The sequence below is a fragment of the Quadrisphaera sp. RL12-1S genome (assembly GCF_014270065.1).
Taxonomy (GTDB): Bacteria; Actinomycetota; Actinomycetes; order Actinomycetales; family Quadrisphaeraceae; genus Quadrisphaera.
On the sequence record NZ_JACNME010000003.1, the window covers coordinates 501,398 to 516,941 of the forward strand.

General features: G+C 64.4%; 17 protein-coding genes and 1 pseudogene. 10 read left to right on the forward strand and 8 right to left on the reverse strand.

Features of this window, described 5'->3' with window-relative positions:
- Positions 1-184: 184 nt before the first annotated feature.
- Complete coding sequence (locus H7K62_RS23695) at positions 185-2,395, forward strand: glycoside hydrolase family 16 protein (protein ID WP_186717471.1); 2,211 nt, start codon at positions 185-187, stop codon at positions 2,393-2,395.
- Positions 2,396-2,419: 24 nt separating this feature from the next.
- On the opposite strand, the gene H7K62_RS08500 is transcribed toward H7K62_RS23695, so the two are convergent.
- Positions 2,420-3,325 (reverse strand): glycosyltransferase family 2 protein, encoded by a 906-nt coding sequence (locus H7K62_RS08500; protein ID WP_186717472.1) that lies wholly within the window; start codon positions 3,323-3,325, stop codon positions 2,420-2,422.
- Between the two features lie 124 nt (positions 3,326-3,449).
- On the opposite strand from H7K62_RS08500, the gene H7K62_RS08505 reads away from it, so the two are divergent.
- Positions 3,450-4,322: a hypothetical protein gene (locus tag H7K62_RS08505; RefSeq protein ID WP_186717473.1), complete on the forward strand. Its 873-nt coding sequence runs from the start codon at positions 3,450-3,452 to the stop codon at positions 4,320-4,322.
- 60 nt (positions 4,323-4,382) lie between these two features.
- Here H7K62_RS08505 and H7K62_RS08510 read toward each other — a convergent pair whose 3' ends face one another.
- The 5 genes from H7K62_RS08510 to H7K62_RS08530 all read right to left on the reverse strand — a co-directional run bounded on the left by H7K62_RS08510 (position 4,383) and on the right by H7K62_RS08530 (position 5,817).
- Entirely contained in the window at positions 4,383-4,640 is a 258-nt protein-coding gene (locus H7K62_RS08510; RefSeq protein ID WP_186717474.1) for a hypothetical protein, read from the reverse strand.
- Positions 4,641-4,704: 64 nt separating this feature from the next.
- On the reverse strand, positions 4,705-4,932 hold the full coding sequence (locus H7K62_RS08515; RefSeq protein ID WP_186717475.1) for a hypothetical protein: 228 nt from the start codon (positions 4,930-4,932) through the stop codon (positions 4,705-4,707).
- 56 nt (positions 4,933-4,988) lie between these two features.
- The gene (locus H7K62_RS08520; protein WP_186717476.1) at positions 4,989-5,159 is read right to left on the reverse strand and encodes a hypothetical protein; all 171 of its coding nucleotides are present in this window, start codon (positions 5,157-5,159) and stop codon (positions 4,989-4,991) included.
- Positions 5,160-5,266: 107 nt separating this feature from the next.
- Positions 5,267-5,458, reverse strand: coding sequence for a hypothetical protein (locus H7K62_RS08525; protein ID WP_186717477.1), 192 nt, complete (start codon positions 5,456-5,458; stop codon positions 5,267-5,269).
- A 56-nt stretch (positions 5,459-5,514) separates the two neighbouring features.
- Positions 5,515-5,817, reverse strand: coding sequence for a hypothetical protein (locus tag H7K62_RS08530; protein WP_186717478.1), 303 nt, complete (start codon positions 5,815-5,817; stop codon positions 5,515-5,517).
- 136 nt (positions 5,818-5,953) lie between these two features.
- Between H7K62_RS08530 and H7K62_RS08535 the strand changes: the two genes are divergently transcribed.
- The 3 genes from H7K62_RS08535 (at position 5,954) to H7K62_RS08545 (ending at position 9,255) form a co-directional block, all read left to right on the forward strand.
- A complete protein-coding gene (locus H7K62_RS08535; RefSeq protein WP_186717479.1) occupies positions 5,954-7,036 on the forward strand; it encodes an LCP family protein in 1,083 nt (360 codons plus the stop codon).
- 210 nt (positions 7,037-7,246) lie between these two features.
- Positions 7,247-8,188 (forward strand): glycosyltransferase, encoded by a 942-nt coding sequence (locus H7K62_RS08540; protein ID WP_186717480.1) that lies wholly within the window; start codon positions 7,247-7,249, stop codon positions 8,186-8,188.
- Positions 8,189-8,634: 446 nt separating this feature from the next.
- Positions 8,635-9,255, forward strand: a complete 621-nt coding sequence (locus tag H7K62_RS08545; protein ID WP_186717481.1) for a glycosyltransferase family 4 protein — start codon at positions 8,635-8,637, stop codon at positions 9,253-9,255.
- Here the strand turns inward: H7K62_RS08545 and H7K62_RS23700 are convergent.
- Positions 9,245-9,820, reverse strand: coding sequence for an acyltransferase (locus H7K62_RS23700; RefSeq protein ID WP_370591676.1), 576 nt, complete (start codon positions 9,818-9,820; stop codon positions 9,245-9,247). The two genes, H7K62_RS08545 and H7K62_RS23700, sit on opposite strands and share 11 nt — an antisense overlap.
- Positions 9,821-9,928: 108 nt before the next feature.
- Between H7K62_RS23700 and H7K62_RS08555 the strand changes: the two genes are divergently transcribed.
- From H7K62_RS08555 to H7K62_RS23715, 5 genes are all read left to right on the forward strand, one after another.
- Positions 9,929-11,134, forward strand: a complete 1,206-nt coding sequence (locus tag H7K62_RS08555; RefSeq protein ID WP_255479787.1) for an MATE family efflux transporter — start codon at positions 9,929-9,931, stop codon at positions 11,132-11,134.
- A gap of 267 nt (positions 11,135-11,401) precedes the next feature.
- Positions 11,402-12,547 carry an O-antigen ligase family protein gene (locus tag H7K62_RS23705; RefSeq protein ID WP_370591677.1) on the forward strand — a complete coding sequence of 382 codons (1,146 nt, stop codon included), beginning with the start codon at positions 11,402-11,404 and terminating at the stop codon, positions 12,545-12,547.
- Complete coding sequence (locus H7K62_RS23710) at positions 12,489-13,073, forward strand: serine O-acetyltransferase (protein ID WP_186717485.1); 585 nt, start codon at positions 12,489-12,491, stop codon at positions 13,071-13,073. The genes H7K62_RS23705 and H7K62_RS23710 overlap by 59 nt, the downstream gene beginning before the upstream one ends.
- A gap of 155 nt (positions 13,074-13,228) precedes the next feature.
- On the forward strand, positions 13,229-14,116 hold the full coding sequence (locus tag H7K62_RS08570; protein ID WP_186717486.1) for a glycosyltransferase: 888 nt from the start codon (positions 13,229-13,231) through the stop codon (positions 14,114-14,116).
- Complete coding sequence (locus tag H7K62_RS23715) at positions 14,113-15,096, forward strand: glycosyltransferase family 2 protein (RefSeq protein ID WP_186717487.1); 984 nt, start codon at positions 14,113-14,115, stop codon at positions 15,094-15,096. Before H7K62_RS08570 ends, H7K62_RS23715 begins: the two co-directional genes overlap by 4 nt.
- A 338-nt stretch (positions 15,097-15,434) precedes the next feature.
- On the opposite strand, the pseudogene H7K62_RS22285 reads toward H7K62_RS23715, so the two are convergent.
- Positions 15,435-15,544, reverse strand: a pseudogene (locus H7K62_RS22285) (IS5/IS1182 family transposase); the annotation flags it as partial.

Here is a 15,544-nt window from a genome sequence, read left to right on the forward strand (position 1 = left end):
AGTGCGCGGCGGGCGCCGGCGGTCGGCAGTTTTGCACACGCTGCTGCGCGCTCGGGGGGCTTCGAGCAGACCGCTCGTCCCGCTTCGCCCGGTTCGTCCCGACCACCGCGAGGAGGGCCTCGCGCCCAGGGCCCGGTGCTACCGTCACCGACGCCCGAGGCCCCCTTCCCCCCGGAGACCTCCCGTGCCGCCCCCCGACGAGTCCGCGTCTCCCGCTGAGGACGACGCGCCCGCGCTGCGCCCCCGCGAGCGCCAGCGCACGAGCCGCCGTCGCACGGCGGTGGTGGCGAGCATCGTGGCGCTGTCGCTGGTGGTGGCCGGGGGTGCGTGGTGGCTGCTCGGGCGGCCGCAGCCGCCGACGGGTGACCGCGTGACCGCCTCGGACGGCAGCGACGTCACCGACGAGCAGGCCCTGCTGACCGACGGCGGGCGGGCGCGCGCCGCGTGGACCGCCGGCAGCGACCCGGTGGGCGCGTGGGTGCAGGTGGCCTTCGACGCCCCCACGGACGTGGACCGGGTGCGCCTGGTGGCGGCCGAGGGCGCCCCGGCGGTGACGTCGGGCCTGCTGACGCTGGACGGCGGGGCGGGCGTCATGGTGACGGCCGGCTCCTCGGGCAGCACCGAGGTGAGCTTCCCGCGGCAGCGGGTGACGTCGGCGCGGTTCACGGTGGCCTCCGGCGACCCCGGCGCGGGGCTGGCCCGGATGCTCCTCGACGACGGCGGCGACCCGCCCGCCGCCGACCCCTCCGCCTCCTCCGGCAGCGGTGGAGCCGCCGGTGGCCCCCTCGCGGGGGTGACGGCCACGGCGTCCTCGTCCCGCTCGGGCTCCTCCCCCGACGCGCTGGTCGACGGCGACCTGCTCGCCCAGCAGACGGGCCGGGAGTGGCGGGCCGCCTCCACGGACAAGCAGCCGTGGGTGCAGCTGGCGTGGTCGGCGCCGCAGCTGGTGAGCGCCGTGCAGGTGTTCGGCCCGTCGGAGCGGATGGCCGACGCCGCCGCCTCGGGCTCGAGCCCGCTCTCGGGGACACTGGAGTTCTCCGACGGCAGCTCGGTGGTGGTCTCCGGCATCGAGGGCGACGACGGGCAGCCGACCACGGTGGCGGTGGCGCCGCGCACGGCGACGTCGGTGCGCCTGGTCCTCGAGGAGAACTTCGCCAGCGCGAGCCCCGCCCTGCGCGAGGTGGCCGTCTACACGGCGGGCACCACGCCCGTGCGGTGGAAGGCACCCGGCGACACCTACGAGGTCACGCCCCCCGCCGCGGCGGACTGCGGCGCCAGCAGCTCACCGGTCGGCTCGGCGCCCGCCGGTGAGCTGGCGCTGGTGTGCCCGGCGGTGGGGTCGGAGGTCAGCGGGTCGAGCGCCACCGTCGTCGTCCAGGCGGCACCGGGGGCGCAGGTCACGGCCACCACGCAGCCCCGGCAGGGCGGCCCGGTGCAGACCGTGGGCACCGCTGCGGCCGGCGGCGACGGCCGCGCCACCCTGACCGTGGACACCTCGGCCCTGCCGGCGGGGCCGTTCGCGCTGGAGGTGGCGCAGGGCAGCGGCAGCACCACCTCCAGCACCAGCGCCGCCCCGCTGCACCTGCAGCTGGTCAAGGCCACCGGCCAGCCGGTCACGGACGCCGGTCACGCGCCGGCGGGCATGACGCTGCAGTGGCAGGACGACTTCGACGCCCCGCTGTCCGTCAGCGGCACCGGCGCGGGCGCGACGTACGCGGCGGGCAAGCCGGAGAGCTGGGGCACGTCGCAGTTCGGCGACGCGGTCTTCGCGGCCCCGGACACCGGCGCGGGCACGGTGGCCACCATCCCCGGCGGCTACCTGCGGCTGCGGGTGGAGCCCAAGGGCGACCTGCCGGTCCAGACCCCGTACGGCCAGCAGCACGTGGGCGGGCTGCTCTCGTCGGCGCGGGTGGGTGCGGGCGGGTTCAGCGCGCAGTACGGCTACTTCGAGGCGCGGATGCTGGCCGGGGCGGGCAAGGGCACGTGGCCGGCGTTCTGGATGCTCAACTCCCAGGCGGCCACCACGGACAACAAGACCGCCGGCGAGGTGGACGCGGTGGAGCTGTACGGCCACGACACGTCCTTCACGTGCCACACGCTGCACGACTGGGGCGCCCCGGACGACGCGAACAGCACGGGGTCGAAGTGCCTGTCCCCGCAGCAGGTGCAGGACTGGGCGGTGGGCTGGCACGACTACGGCGTGCGGGTCACCCCCGACGGCGCGCAGTTCTCCATCGACGGCCAGGTGGTGGCCGACAAGCGCGGGCTGGGCCGCTCCGGGGAGCCGTTCTTCTTCCTGCTCGACATGGCCCTGGGCGGCGGCTGGCCGGTGGCGCTGGACCCGACCGGCGGCACGTCCGACCTCTACGTCGACTGGGTGCGCGCCTACACCTGAGGGCAGGAGAGCAGGACGACGACGTCAGCGGCCGTCGGGCGGCAGCTGCGCCATGCGCTCGGGCGTGAACCGGCGGCGCAGCAGGTCCGCGGCGGCGAGGAGGTTGCCGCGCAGCCGCAGCCGGCGCCACTCCCGCTCAGGCCCGCCGAGGGAGAGCACGGCGTTCTTGGAGACGCGGCGCATGGTCTCGTCCCAGGCCAGGGCAGGGGGGAAGCTGCCCTTGTGGTGCAGGTAGGCGGGGTTCATCACCTGCGCGTACCCGAGCCGGGCGTGGGCGGTGCGCCCGCCGGACTTCACGCCGCGGTGCACGATCACGCAGTCGTCGGCCTTGGCCATGAGGCCGTGGCGGAGCATGCGGCGGGCGTAGTCGTGGTCCTCGAGCCAGCCGTACAGCGGGAGCCGCTCGTCGAACCGCTCGTGCGGCACGCCGGTCCGCTTCACCGCGAAGTTGCAGCCGTAGAGGGTCTGGCTGGGGGTCCACTGCCCGCCGAGCGGCGCGGTCTGCGACGCCGCGAGCGCCTCGGCGGCCGCGGTGGTGCTGATGGCCTCGCCGACGGCGCCGTCGAGGAGCACGCGGCCGGTGAGGGCGACGACGTCGGGGTGGCGCTCGAAGAAGCGCATGGCCTGCTCGAGGTAGTCGGGGCGGACCACGGCGTCGTCGTCGAAGAAGAAGACGTGGGTGGCCTCGGGCACGGCGTCGAGCCCGGCGTTGCGCTGCGTGGTGAGCCCGCGGGCGTGGACCACGCGCACGTGCGGCGGCAGCGGCTGCGCGGGCAGGCTGGCGGTGTCGGGCACGGAGACCACCAGGTCGAAGCCGGTGAGGGTCTGCCGGGCCAGGTCGGCGACCACCTCGGCGAGCAGGTCGGGGCGCCCCGCGGAGGCGAGGATCACGGCGACGCGGGCTTCGGGGGCGTCGGGGGTGGCGGGCACGCTGGGCAGCTCCGTCCGTGGACCGGGGTGGGCGTCGGCACTGTAGCCAGGGCGTTCCGGACGGATCCGCACGATCTGCCCGCGACCCACCCACGGCCATGATCAGTGACCTAGGGTGATGAGGGTGCGCGTCCTCCCCCGCGCCGGCTCCCCCGCTGCGCGCGCGGTGCTCACCGTGCGCGCTGCCGGCGAGAAGCTCGGCATCACGGCAGCGCTGTCGGCCCGTCTGGCCCGGGGCCCGCGGCCTCCGGTGCTCATGACGCTGGTGTACCGGCGGGCCGGTGCGCCGCAGGTGGAGGGCCTGGTCCGCGACCTGCTGGCTGAGGCGGAGGCGGTGGGCAGCAGCGCCCGCGCCGTGCTGTGGGCCCTGGACGAGCCGGCGCCGCAGCTGGCCGCGTGGACGCTGGGGCACGGCCCGGGCGCCCGGCTGGACCTGCACGCGCGGGTGCGCGAGCACGCCCTCGGGGCTGCGGCCACCTCCAGCGGGGAGCAGCCGTACTGGGTGGTCTCCGACGACGACGTCCGCTACTCGCGCGGGTCCGTGGGCCGGCTGGTGGCGCTCATGGCGCGGGGCGGGATCGACGTGGCGGGTCCGGCGCACTGCGCGACGAGCGAGTGGAACCACTCGTTCACACTGGCACGCCCGTTCACGGTGGCGCGCAGCTGCCACTTCGTGGAGACGGGGCCGGTGCTGGCGTTCTCCCCGCGCGCGCAGGAGCGGCTGCTGCCGTTCCCGGTGGGCTCGGCGGCCGGGTGGGGCATGGAGGCGCACTGGTCGTCCCGGACGCAGGAGGGGCTGCGCTCGGCCATCGTCGACGCGGTGGCGGTGGACCACCTCGTGCCGATGGGCGGCAGCTACGACGCGGTCGCCGAGTGGGAGAACTGCCGGGCGTTCACGCGCCGCTACGGCGTGGAGGACGTCAGCGACCTCAAGACCGTGGTCGGCGCGTGGCGGGCGTGGCAGCCGAGGGCGCCCTGGCTCACCACGTCGGGGTGACCCGGCGCAGCGCCGGGACCAGCGCGGTCGGGGCGGTCTGCACGAGCAGGCACCAGGTGCTCAGGAGGCGACGCGGTGGCGCTCGTGGTCGTGCATGTGGTGGCCGCTGTGCGCGTGCAGGCGGTGCGCGAGGCGCGGGTGCCGCGGCGCGCTGGTGATGGTCACCACGGGCGCCGAGTGGCCGGGTCGGGGCCTGTGCACCACGCGCGGGTGACGCTCGTGCCGCTCCGCGTTGTAGATGCTGCGGCCGACCAGCAGCGCGAGCGCTGCGGCGACGGGGAGCCAAGCGACCAGCACGGCGAGCAGCCAGATGTCCACGGCTCTGTTGTAGGCGCCGCGGTCCAACGCGCGATGGGCGCTGGCTGGGAGTGCGCTGGGCGCCTCAGCGGTGGCCGTGCGCCGGGCGGGCGACGACGACGCCGCGCCGTCCACGCGCCGCACGGACGCGAGCTCCGCGGCGAGGCCGGGAGGCCTCACGGGGCTCGGCCGACGGGTCTGCGGCGTCCCGCTCACGCGTCTCGCAGGTGGCCAGCCCCCGCCCGAGCAGGAGGGCGGCGGCCCCGGCGAGGAGCACCCACGCAGCGGCGGCGACGACGATCCAGGCGATCACACCGTGAGACTTCCCCTGGACTCCCGGACATCACTGCCGGTCACCTGTGAGGTCCCTCAGAACCGCGGTGAGACGGGCGGGCGCGCCGGGACGGGGACGGGCGCTGGAACGGGCACGGGGAGCTGGCGACGGCCGTGGACGTCGGCCTGGTGGATCCCCGCGCCGACCAGCAGCGCGAGGACGCCGGACACGACGAACCACACCACCACCAGGGCGCCAGCGACCATGGCTCAACGATGGACCCTCAGGCGCTTCCCAGCGATCTGGGAGGCGGCGTGTCGCGCGAGTTTCGCGCCAGACCTTCTCCGGAGGGACGCTGCGCAGTCCGGGGGCGTCAGGCCGCGGTGCGCTCGGGAGCCTCGGCCGCCAGCGGCGGCACGGGGTGCAGGCGGCGGAGGTCGCGGACCTCGCGGTGGCCGTGGCGCCACCTGTCGCTCTTCTCCGACACGGCGACCGCACGTCCGACCACGAGCGCCAGCACCAGGGCGAGGACCACCCAGGCCGAGACGAGCGCAACGATGAGCACGCCGTGAAGATCCCCCGAACGGGGACGGTCGAAACCTCCCGGCTCGCGACGCCGGGTCAGGCGGCAGCGGGGACGGCCAGCGCGAGCACCGCCCCGCCGAGCAGCAGCGCCGGCAGGCCGGCGATGTCCGCCAGCGTCAGCCCGTGCTCGTAGCTGAACGACACCACCGTGGGCCCCTCGAGCGGGCCGTTGAGAAGCCACCACACCCCGGTGACGACGACGGCGCTGAGCCCGACCCGCCACGCCCCGTGCGGCACCGGGTGCTGCACCAGCAGCACGGCGCACTGCAGCGCCAGCCCCGCGAGGGCCAGCCCGACGAGCAGCGCGACCAGCAGCGACGGGCGGAACTCGACGGGCATCGGGGCATCGTGCCAAGCCGCCCTGGTAGCGACCTCGATCTCGTGATGGTCATCAGCCCCCGCGATGAGGCACCATGCACCAGACCCGACAGACCGGGTAGAACACGGCAGAACAGTCACCGCTCCGGGGGGCCGCATGAACGGGGTCCTCGGACCGCGCCAGGACCTCGAGGACCTCTTCGAGCCCAGGCCGCCGAAGCCGGCACCGCCCGGCCAGACCACCAGCCGCGTCATGGTCATGATCATGGCCGTGGTGCTCGTGGTCACCGGAGCGGTGACCGCCGTCCAGCTGGCGCGCTCGACCTCCGCGATCCAGCACCTGGGCGACCCCTTCGCCCCCATCCCCGCGGCGGAGCGGCCGACGGTGGCCCCCGCCGCGGCCCAGGCCTTGAACGTGCTGGTCATCGGCTCGGACAGCCGCGACTCCCAGGGTGACACCGACGACTGGACCCGCGGCGGCCAGCGCTCCGACGTCCTCGCGGTGCTGCACCTGTCCGCCGACAGAACCAACGCCCAGGTCGTCTCCATCCCCCGCGACTCCTGGGTGCCCGTGCCCGGCTACGGCACCACCAAGGTCAACGCCGCCTACAGCTACGGCGGTGTCCCGCTGGCCGTGCACACCGTGGAGCAGCTCACCGGGCTGCGCATCGACCACGTCGTGGCCATCGACTTCACCGGCTTCGCCCGCATCACCGACGCCCTCGGCGGTGTGGACATCTGCGTGCCCGAGACCACCACCGACGGCATCGGCACCGTCCCCGCCGGCTGCTCCACTATGACCGGCGACCAGGCCCTGTCCTACGTCCGCCAGCGCAAGACCCTGCCCGGCGGAGACTTCGACCGCATGCACCGCCAGCAGAACTGGATGCGCGCGGTCCTGCAGGGCGTCGCCGACAAGGGCCTGCTACAGGACCCCGCCCGCACCGCCTCCGTGGTCAGCACCGTCGCCGCCTGGGTGCGCACCGACGACGGCCTCAGCGACACCCAGCTGCTCTCCCTGGCCTGGGACCTGCGCACCCTCGGACGCGAGGACGTCACCTTCCTCACCGCTCCCCTGGCCGACCCCGCCACCGGCATGGAGGGCTCCGCATCCGTCGTCTACCTCGACCAGACCGCAGGGGCCCAGCTGTGGGCCTACCTCAAGGACGACGACGCCGCCGCCTGGCTCGCGCAGAACCCCGACGCCGCCCTCGGCAACACCAGTCGGCCATTAGGTTAAGACCCGACACATTATGCGTCAAGCATTCAGTTGCTATCTCAACTCAATGGGCGCATGCGCACTGACCGTAGCGCCAACCCTCGACCCACCATGCCCACGGTGGTGGGACGTAGGCGCGGCCACGCCTACGTCACTCCACCGGACTCATGAGCGTCCTGCAAGATGCTCAAAGTGGCCCCCAGGTGCACGCAAACCGTGCATAGTAGACGCGTGGGACGACTGCCGCGCGACGGAAAATTCCTTTTGGTGGCAAGCACGGGGGGACATCTGGCTCAGCTCAACATTATCGCGGAGTTACTGGGAGCTGGACCTGATTCGCATTGGGTCACATTCCAGAACCATCAAAGTCGAAGCCTCGTAGGCGATAGGCCACATACCTACGTCGAATACATTGGTCCGCGACAGTTTCGCAAGACGATCAAAGCCATCCCCGATCTTTCTAAGGTCATTCGGAGCAGGCAGTGGGATGCCGTTATATCTACCGGGGCCGCCATTGCGGTGCCCGCACTTGGAATAGGCGCCTCCATGGGGCTTCCCGCTTACTACATTGAAAGCGTCTCACGCCTCGACGGTCCGTCCTTGACGGGGAAAATTATGGCGAAACTTCCCGGCGTACAGACTTTTACCCAGCACCAGACATGGAGCTCAAAAAGGTGGCCATACGAGCTAAGCGTTTTTGATAAATTTCACCCAAAGGTCATCGATATCCGAGATAAGACGCTATCCGAGACACAGCCACAGCGCATCTTTGTCACACTAGGAACTATACAGCCTTACAGATTCGATAGCTTGATCGACGCCGTATGTGCATCGACAGTTGCGAAATCAGCCGACATCACCTGGCAACTCGGCTGCTCCGAGCGCCCAGATCTACCAGGGCATCCGCTAAGAGAGCTTAGCCAAGCCGATTTCGCAGAAAGGTCACTTGAGGCCGATCTCGTGGTCACACACGCGGGCGTCGCAACTTGCCTGCAACTTGTCGCTGCCGGCATACACCCCATCGTCGTACCGCGACGCATGTCGAGGCACGAGCATGTCGACGACCATCAGCAGCAGATAGCGAAGGAACTAGCTCGTCGAAAGTTATGCACCTATGTGGAGGTCGATGATCTCGAGGGTGCAATAGCTAGAGCGCTGGCTGCCCAACGATAGCTTCTTGCCGACGAACTGCGATTTCTTATGAGTTCAACTGGAGCATTGTGAGAACCAGCAGAGTGATCCACGTGGGCAATGCTGCAGATGGCCCAGGCGGCATCGCGGCCGTTATCAGACAGCATTTGCGCCGATGGGGCCCTGGCGTGGCAGATGTTCGAGCAGTCACTTCGTACGATGTGCGCGCTACTGCACCCAAGCGACTGATCCTTCTCCTCAAAAGCGCCGCTGACCTGCTACTAATTGAGGACAAGAGAACTTCCGTCGTTCACGTTCATATATCTAGAGGAGGCTCGCTACTACGCGAGGGTGGTCTAAGTTTCCTCGCTCGAGCGCTTCGCTTTCAGAGAGTTGTAGTAACAGTTCATGGGAGCTCTGCCCTTTCTGCGGGGACTCTTTCCAGGGGGGCATACCGCCTGGCATTAAGTGGCGCCCATGTGGTGCACGTGTTGTCCGAGAGCCACGTGAAGGCATTGCGTTTGCAGAGCAAGCGAGTGCAGGTCATCCCGAATGACATCGCACGTCCAAACGAGGTACTCCCCATGCTCGTGAGGGGCCGACGGGCAATCTTCCTAGGCGAAGTCTCGCGCCGGAAAGGAGTAGACCTCCTTCTGCAGGCCTGGAGCGCGGCCGAGACCGCCGGGTGGCAACTAGAAATCTACGGGGAGATCAAGGACGAGGATCTATTTGACCAATTTCCTGAGCTGCAAGGACACTACAAAGGGTACGCCTCAGGCCCTTTGGTGAATGGGCTTCTCAGTCAAGCGTCAATCTTCGTACTGCCCTCCCGGGCGGAGGCATTCTCTATGGCCGTGGTTGAGGCTATGGCAAACGGTTGCTCTTTAATTGTCACCGATGTGGGGGCTATCCAAGAGATGATCGCCGCAGAAGCCTACGGACAGATAGTTCCCGGGAACGATTGGCGTTCTTTGAGTTCCCTCATGACCCGCCAGATGGCTAGTACTCAGGACCGCGAAGATTTTGCGCTATCGAACCGGGAGGCAAGCAAGCGCTTCGACCAGGAGACGGTGAACCTAGCCTGGGTCGAGACGTACTTCAATCGCTAAGCTGACCACCATCAATCAAACGACTACGGACCACGCGCGCGGGATTGCCCACGGCTACTGCGTAATTCGGCACGTCTTTAGACACCACGGCGCCGGCCCCAATTACCGCGCCCGATCCGATCGATACACCGGGAAGAAGAATCGCTCGCGCGCCCACCCAGACATCATTCCCGATAGTGACCGGCCTTACGCTTCCATATCCTTGATACTTCATTGGCTGCCTGACGTCAGTCATCGCATGATTACGAGTATGAATCAGCACGCCAGGAGAGATCATCGTATCGGTGCCTATTACCACTGGGCCATGTAGTTCTACCCCGATCCCCAGGCCAGACCCCCGACCAATCGACAGGTTACGCGCCAAACCGATATCAACCTTCCGGCTTATATCCAAGTCGCCTCCAGCCTTCGCCGCCATACAACTGACTGCCCATGCCCGAGCCCGGGAACAGTGCCTACCGACGATCGGCGCAAAACTAGAGGGAAGGTGCTGCAGTAAACCGTAGTAGAGGCAAGCAACTAGGACTCGCTTCATCACCATCTCCTCGGGTGAAACCGGATGCATAGACAGAGCGACGGTATCAGAGGTCTTGCTGCGGAATACCGCACTGAGTGTACACAAGCAGATGACGGGTGAGGGATGAAACGGCTTCTTCAAAGCAACTTCATTCGAATGATTGCTGTGAACATGTTCGCGCCAGCTGTTGCCCTTGTCTCCAGTCCATTGTTGGCGCGAGCTTTGGGACCAGATGGCCGCGGACTATATGCCGCTCTAACGGTCCCACTAATTCTTGCAGGCACCCTTGGGACCTTAGGCATGCAGGACTCGCTGACTTATCATGTCGCTAACAAACTGCTCTCTGTTCGGGGCGCGCTTAAATTCGCTCTGTGGTGGATTGCCCCAGCGTCCATACTGACTGTCATTTGCACAGGCGCTTACGGCTTTTACCTATTCTCGTCCGAATCTTTGGTACGCGGAACTTTCTTCATCCTACTCGCGGCGGTTCCTTTTCAGATTGCTTTGAATCTGTTGGCAGGTATTGCGACAGGCTCACGAAACTTCTCGTCGATTTACGTCATACAGATTGCATCCCCCCTGCTTCGTCTTGGATTTCTCGTCTCGCTGCTTGGCCTAGTGATTGGAAAGCCTGAGATTGCGGCAGCGATATTCTTCGCGCCATCCATTCTTCTCGTCCCACTAGTCTGGCGCCGGGTTCGTAGAGAACATAATCCCAAGACGGAAGATAGAGCGAGCCGTAAAGAAGCCGGGCGCTACGCCCTTGCGGCATTCCCGGGCGTTCTGGCGACGCTGTCGACGGCTCGTCTAGACCAGCTACTTGCGCTTCCCTTGATTGGCGCGTCCCAGCTCGGAATTTACGCTAGCGCTGTGGCACTGGCGGAGCTACCGTTGGTTGTCGCTCTCGCCGCCCGCACCTTGAGCCTCAGTGCCCCCGGCGAAAATCCGGCGGTATCCCAGACGCGTCTTTTGAGAAACTCGTTCTTCTTGACGAGTCTTACATGCTTTTTTCTTTGGGTTGCGGCGCCGACGATCATTCCGACGCTATTCGGGACAGACTTCACTGGGGCAATTGAGCCGTGCCGGATCCTTCTGACTGGCTCGCTCCTTTATGCAGTCGCCTCCACCTGTACAGGGATACTGTTACGGGCCGGACGCCCCAAGACTCAATCAACTCTCTTGATCTTATCTGCCGGACTTGGCGTGATAGGACTCTTCGCACTTGCTCCCTACGGTGCTGTAGGTGCCGCTCTTGCCAGTTCTTTGAGCTACGCGGCAGTATCCATTGTCGCGCTCGCTTGTGTACTTGCCCTCCCCGGCTTCAGTGTCCGCTTGCTCACGAGGGTGTTTCTATTTCGATAGAGCCAACTAAAAGCGGACAGGGAACGCCCAATGTGTGCACGCTAACTGATATACGCGGAGCCTAGGAACCTTCAAGGAGGACACATGCGAGGTCTCTCAAGTCCTCGTGTCATGCATAGTGAAAGCCTATCAAGGACACGTGTGCCATCGCGACTATCAAAAGCAGAGAGCGATACCGGGGCATTGTGGCTGCTCTTACTGTTTACGGCACTGGCTGCCTATGGGGCAACTGGCTACACGCTTATCACGTCCGGGCGTCCAAGCGGTATGAATCCCGCGGTGTTGGTCGAGGCATTGGGGCAGCGGATCTCTCTGGCGGCTGGGGCCGCTCTTCTATGCAGCTTGCTGGTTTTTGTTGTTCGCGCTCTGACGACTCGGGGCGCCAAACAGGTATCGACTCTCCCACTTTTCCTGGCGTTACCGCTGGCCACCGTTTGGGCCTCGAGTGTCTTGACGGGCGAGTCACTGAACTACTTTGTTCTAGCGTCCTTTGTCCTGGTTCCTGCATTTTGGCTCTTCCGGCGAGCAGGCGAAGAAGATTTCGATGTTTTTGGATACCTAGCCCTCGCAGTAGGCGGTCTGTCCCTGATCCTAGCTTTCTCCGTGCCGGACGTTGCCCTCGTGGTCTCGGGGGTTAGCGAGGACAAGCCCCTGTTATTTGGAACACTTTTGGCCGGTCCTTTCACCCAGTCGAACGTTCTGGGGTTATTCCTGGTTGCGGGGCTCCCATTTACCCTAGAATTACGACGTCGGCGGAGTCGATGGCTTGGCGGTGCGCTGATCGTCTGGGCATTACTATGGACAGGTTCGCGTACTTCTTTGACAGCAGCAGCTTGTGTCGTTGGAATCGTGACAATTTGTCACTGGCGGCGGCGGCTGGCGTTGGTCCTGTCTATCACGGCTCTGGCGGTATGTAGTTTTCTAATGATCTTCCTACCGTTCACAGTCAATCGGCTTTCCGATTACTCCGGAAGAGGCTCGATATGGCGAGAAAGCCTGAAGGCCTTTTCCGAACATCCGTTACTTGGTGGAGGACCTAGGTTCTACCTTGTCAGTCAAACGTACAACAATAGTCTAGGGCCGGCTGCCTTTCATGGCCATAATACGTTTGTTCATACTATTTCTACGACTGGCATTGTTGGGCTGCTCGCACTTTCGACTTTTTTTCTTGTGGCAACATTGGTGGCGATCAGGTTTTTCGCAGATGGCCGATCCGGCCCCTTGCTCTTCTTAGTGGTACTAGCTGTTACATCCGTGTACGAAACCTCCCTGGCTTTCGACAACTTGGCTTGGATACTGAGGCTTGCACCACTTCTGGTGCTCCTAAACATCGCTTCCCGTAAAAGGACGGGTTATGGGAAGAGTCATTGGGCACCTGCGAGCACGGGAGGTTCGAGTGAGCTATCGCGATAAAGAATCCGCTTGTCAGTACAATTATTGGCTACAGGACTGGCGGGCGAACGCTGGTCGCCCTCAATTTCAAGTCCTATTGCTGTTGTTCCGTGTCGCTCAGGATTTACGTCGGAAGCAGTACTTTGCCGCTCCGTTGGCATCGTTCGTGTACCGCGCGTACGCACTTGCTGTCTGCTCGGTCGACCTCCCTACGTCGACAGAGGTTGGTAGTGGATTGGCGATCCACCACGGTTTTGGTTTGACCGTTAACGCTAAGACGGTACTGGGAAGAGACGTGGTGTTACGCCAAGGTGTGACGCTCGGATCTACCTGGCCCTCTGGTGGCGCTCCGCATGTGGGAGACGGGGTAAGTTTTGGCCCACAATCAGTCGCGCTTGGAGACATCAAAATTGGCTCTGCGGTGATCATTGGCGCCGGGGCGGTCGTCGTGAAGTCAATCCCTGCAGGAAGGACGGTCGTCGGGAACCCGGCCAAGCAACTAGGGGAGAGGGATTCTCCAGAGCCGGGAGGCGTGCCGTGCGAGTAGTCATTCTGGCCCCTTGGTTCCGTAACCTTGCCCATCTGTATGGGTCAGCATTGGAGCGGGAGGGGCACAACGTCCAGATAATTACGCTGGCCCGTCTCCGGCCCGAGGTCATCACTTGCGAAGAAATATTAATCCCTCGACGAATTGGGCTACAGATGCCCTCAGCGCTTTTTCGGGCCCTTTGCGCCGTCTTCAATAGTGACGGTGTACTCGGCGAGGAGATGGATCATCCGCTTTTTGTAGCACTTTTTGGGCTAGCCGGAAGGAGGCTAATTCAAGTCCACGACCATGAACCGCACGATGCTAATCACGAGCTGGGTCTCTTCAAGCGCACCCTTAGGGCCTGGCAGTTAAGGCGCGCTCACGGATTGATCGCCTTCAGTCAAAACGTTGCAAAGCATTTGCGAGCCAGGTTTCCGGAAAAAGTTGTATCTGCGGCTCAGCTGCTCAGTGAGATGCCTGATTCCTATGTCGATGCCCCGCGCGAGCATGCAACGCGCAAGCATTTTCTTTTCATTGGACGACTCTACCCGTACAAAAATGTGGGACTTGTTCAAGAGGTTGCACGTACCGTGCTCTCCGGAACCGGTGAGGAGCTGCATGTACTAGGTAGTGGCCCTGAGACAGTGCGCTCTGACGACGTGGTTAAGCATCTAAAGGCGCGCTTCGAATTTGCCGAGCTCGCAGTCGATGGCGGGGGTTATCGTGCGATGCTTATGCCATACACATCCGCCACTCAGAGCGGCGTTCAACTTGTGGCCGCCCAGTTAGGCCTGCCTTGCATTTTGACACGTACTCCGGGTTTAATGGAATATGCAAATTCAGCAGACTTGATGATCGATTTTGAAAGTGCTCGTTTAGAGCTGGAAGAGGCCATAGTGACGGTCCTGTCGTGGTCTCAAGCCGAGCAAGATAAGCGAAGCCGCATAGTCTATGATCATTACATCCAGACCCTCAGCCATGCTCACGCAGGTGAAGCGTTTGTTCGTAGCGTTGAGTCAATGCTGTGCAACCCTAATGCTCCAGGAGGGAAGAGACGGTGAAAGCCACCTACGAACCGGTCGTCACCATAGTCGCCCCTATTTTTAATGCTAAGCCCTACCTAGCGGGTTTTCTGGAATTGATTCGAAGTCTCGAGTACAGGAATACAGAGATCATCATTGTTGACGATGCTTCGACGGATGGTAGCGCGGACTTTTTGGAAGAAAATCTGGTAGATGGCGAAGCACAACTAATCCGATGCCCGACAAACATAGGACCGGGTCCGGCTCGCAACGAGGCTCTGCGTGTAGCACACGGCGACTTCATCTGGTTCGTAGATTGTGACGATTCATGGGAGCCAACCATCCTCAGTCGCCTCCTCGAGGCTGCGAGTGACTCGGGTGCTGACGTTATTTGCTGCGGTTTCGAGACTAGGGGTATCGGCGGAAGGAGGTTACCGCTTCGTGAATTGTCGAGTCACTCCACCGTCCACCGCCCACGTACACAACTGTTAATTATTGAGCGCCAACTGAGTGGCTATCTCTGGAACAAGTTATTCAAAGCCTCGGCCCTTAGAAATCTGGAATTTCCGGCTCGACGAACTCTCGAAGATTTTCAACTGGTAGCCGAGGTCTCGTTGCGCTGCTCAACCGTAACTTTCATTCCTGATGTTCTTTATTGTCACCAGTTGAGGGAGTCTTCAATATCGCAATCTCAACTTATGGCGCCGACTAATCTAGCTGAGGTTGCCGACCATCTAATTATCCTCTTCAGGAAAGAGTCGGCCATCAGTGCGAATCATATCCGACTTTTCACTCTTTGGTTTCACGTGCTCGGCGCTGTTAGGCTGTGTAACCGCACCGGAGGTGCAAGAGTCAAATATGACACTCTTAGGCTACTCGATTTCAGGGCATTACTTCTTTTGATCCGGTTTCCCGGCCTCGGGATCCAACTGTGTCTCGAGTTCCTTCCGGTTCGGGGTCTGTTGAAATTGTTAGTCGTCGGACGGCAGCTCGCGCTCCACCGCCGCGGCACGCCATGATCAGATAACTAGCGGCACGAAGGAGCGCCATGGAATTCGTCGCCGATCGCCTAAAACCCGCGCCGCGCGCCCTCTCGTCGGCCGCGCCCGACGCAGCAGGTGAGACCCGGCTGCGGCTGCTGTCTCGCCCCGTCTTTGAAGGAGGCTCTCAGCCCAATGGAGGATGAGAGTCATGGCGGCACCTCGGAGGTGCCCCGATGAGCTGCGCGAGCGAGCGATTCGCATGGCCGTGGACGCCCGCCGCAGCCACCCGTCTAGGAGCGCTGGCTCGCATCGGTGGACAGTTAGGGACCAACCCCGAGACGCTGAGGAACTGGGTCTCCTAAGAAGACGTTGCATTAGTCGTTCACGAGCAGCCGAGCAGCGATCAAGGTGACCGCGAGACGAGCCAGCGCGTTGACCGACTTCGCGGTGCGGTCATAGCGCAGGGCGAGCCGCTTGAACGCCA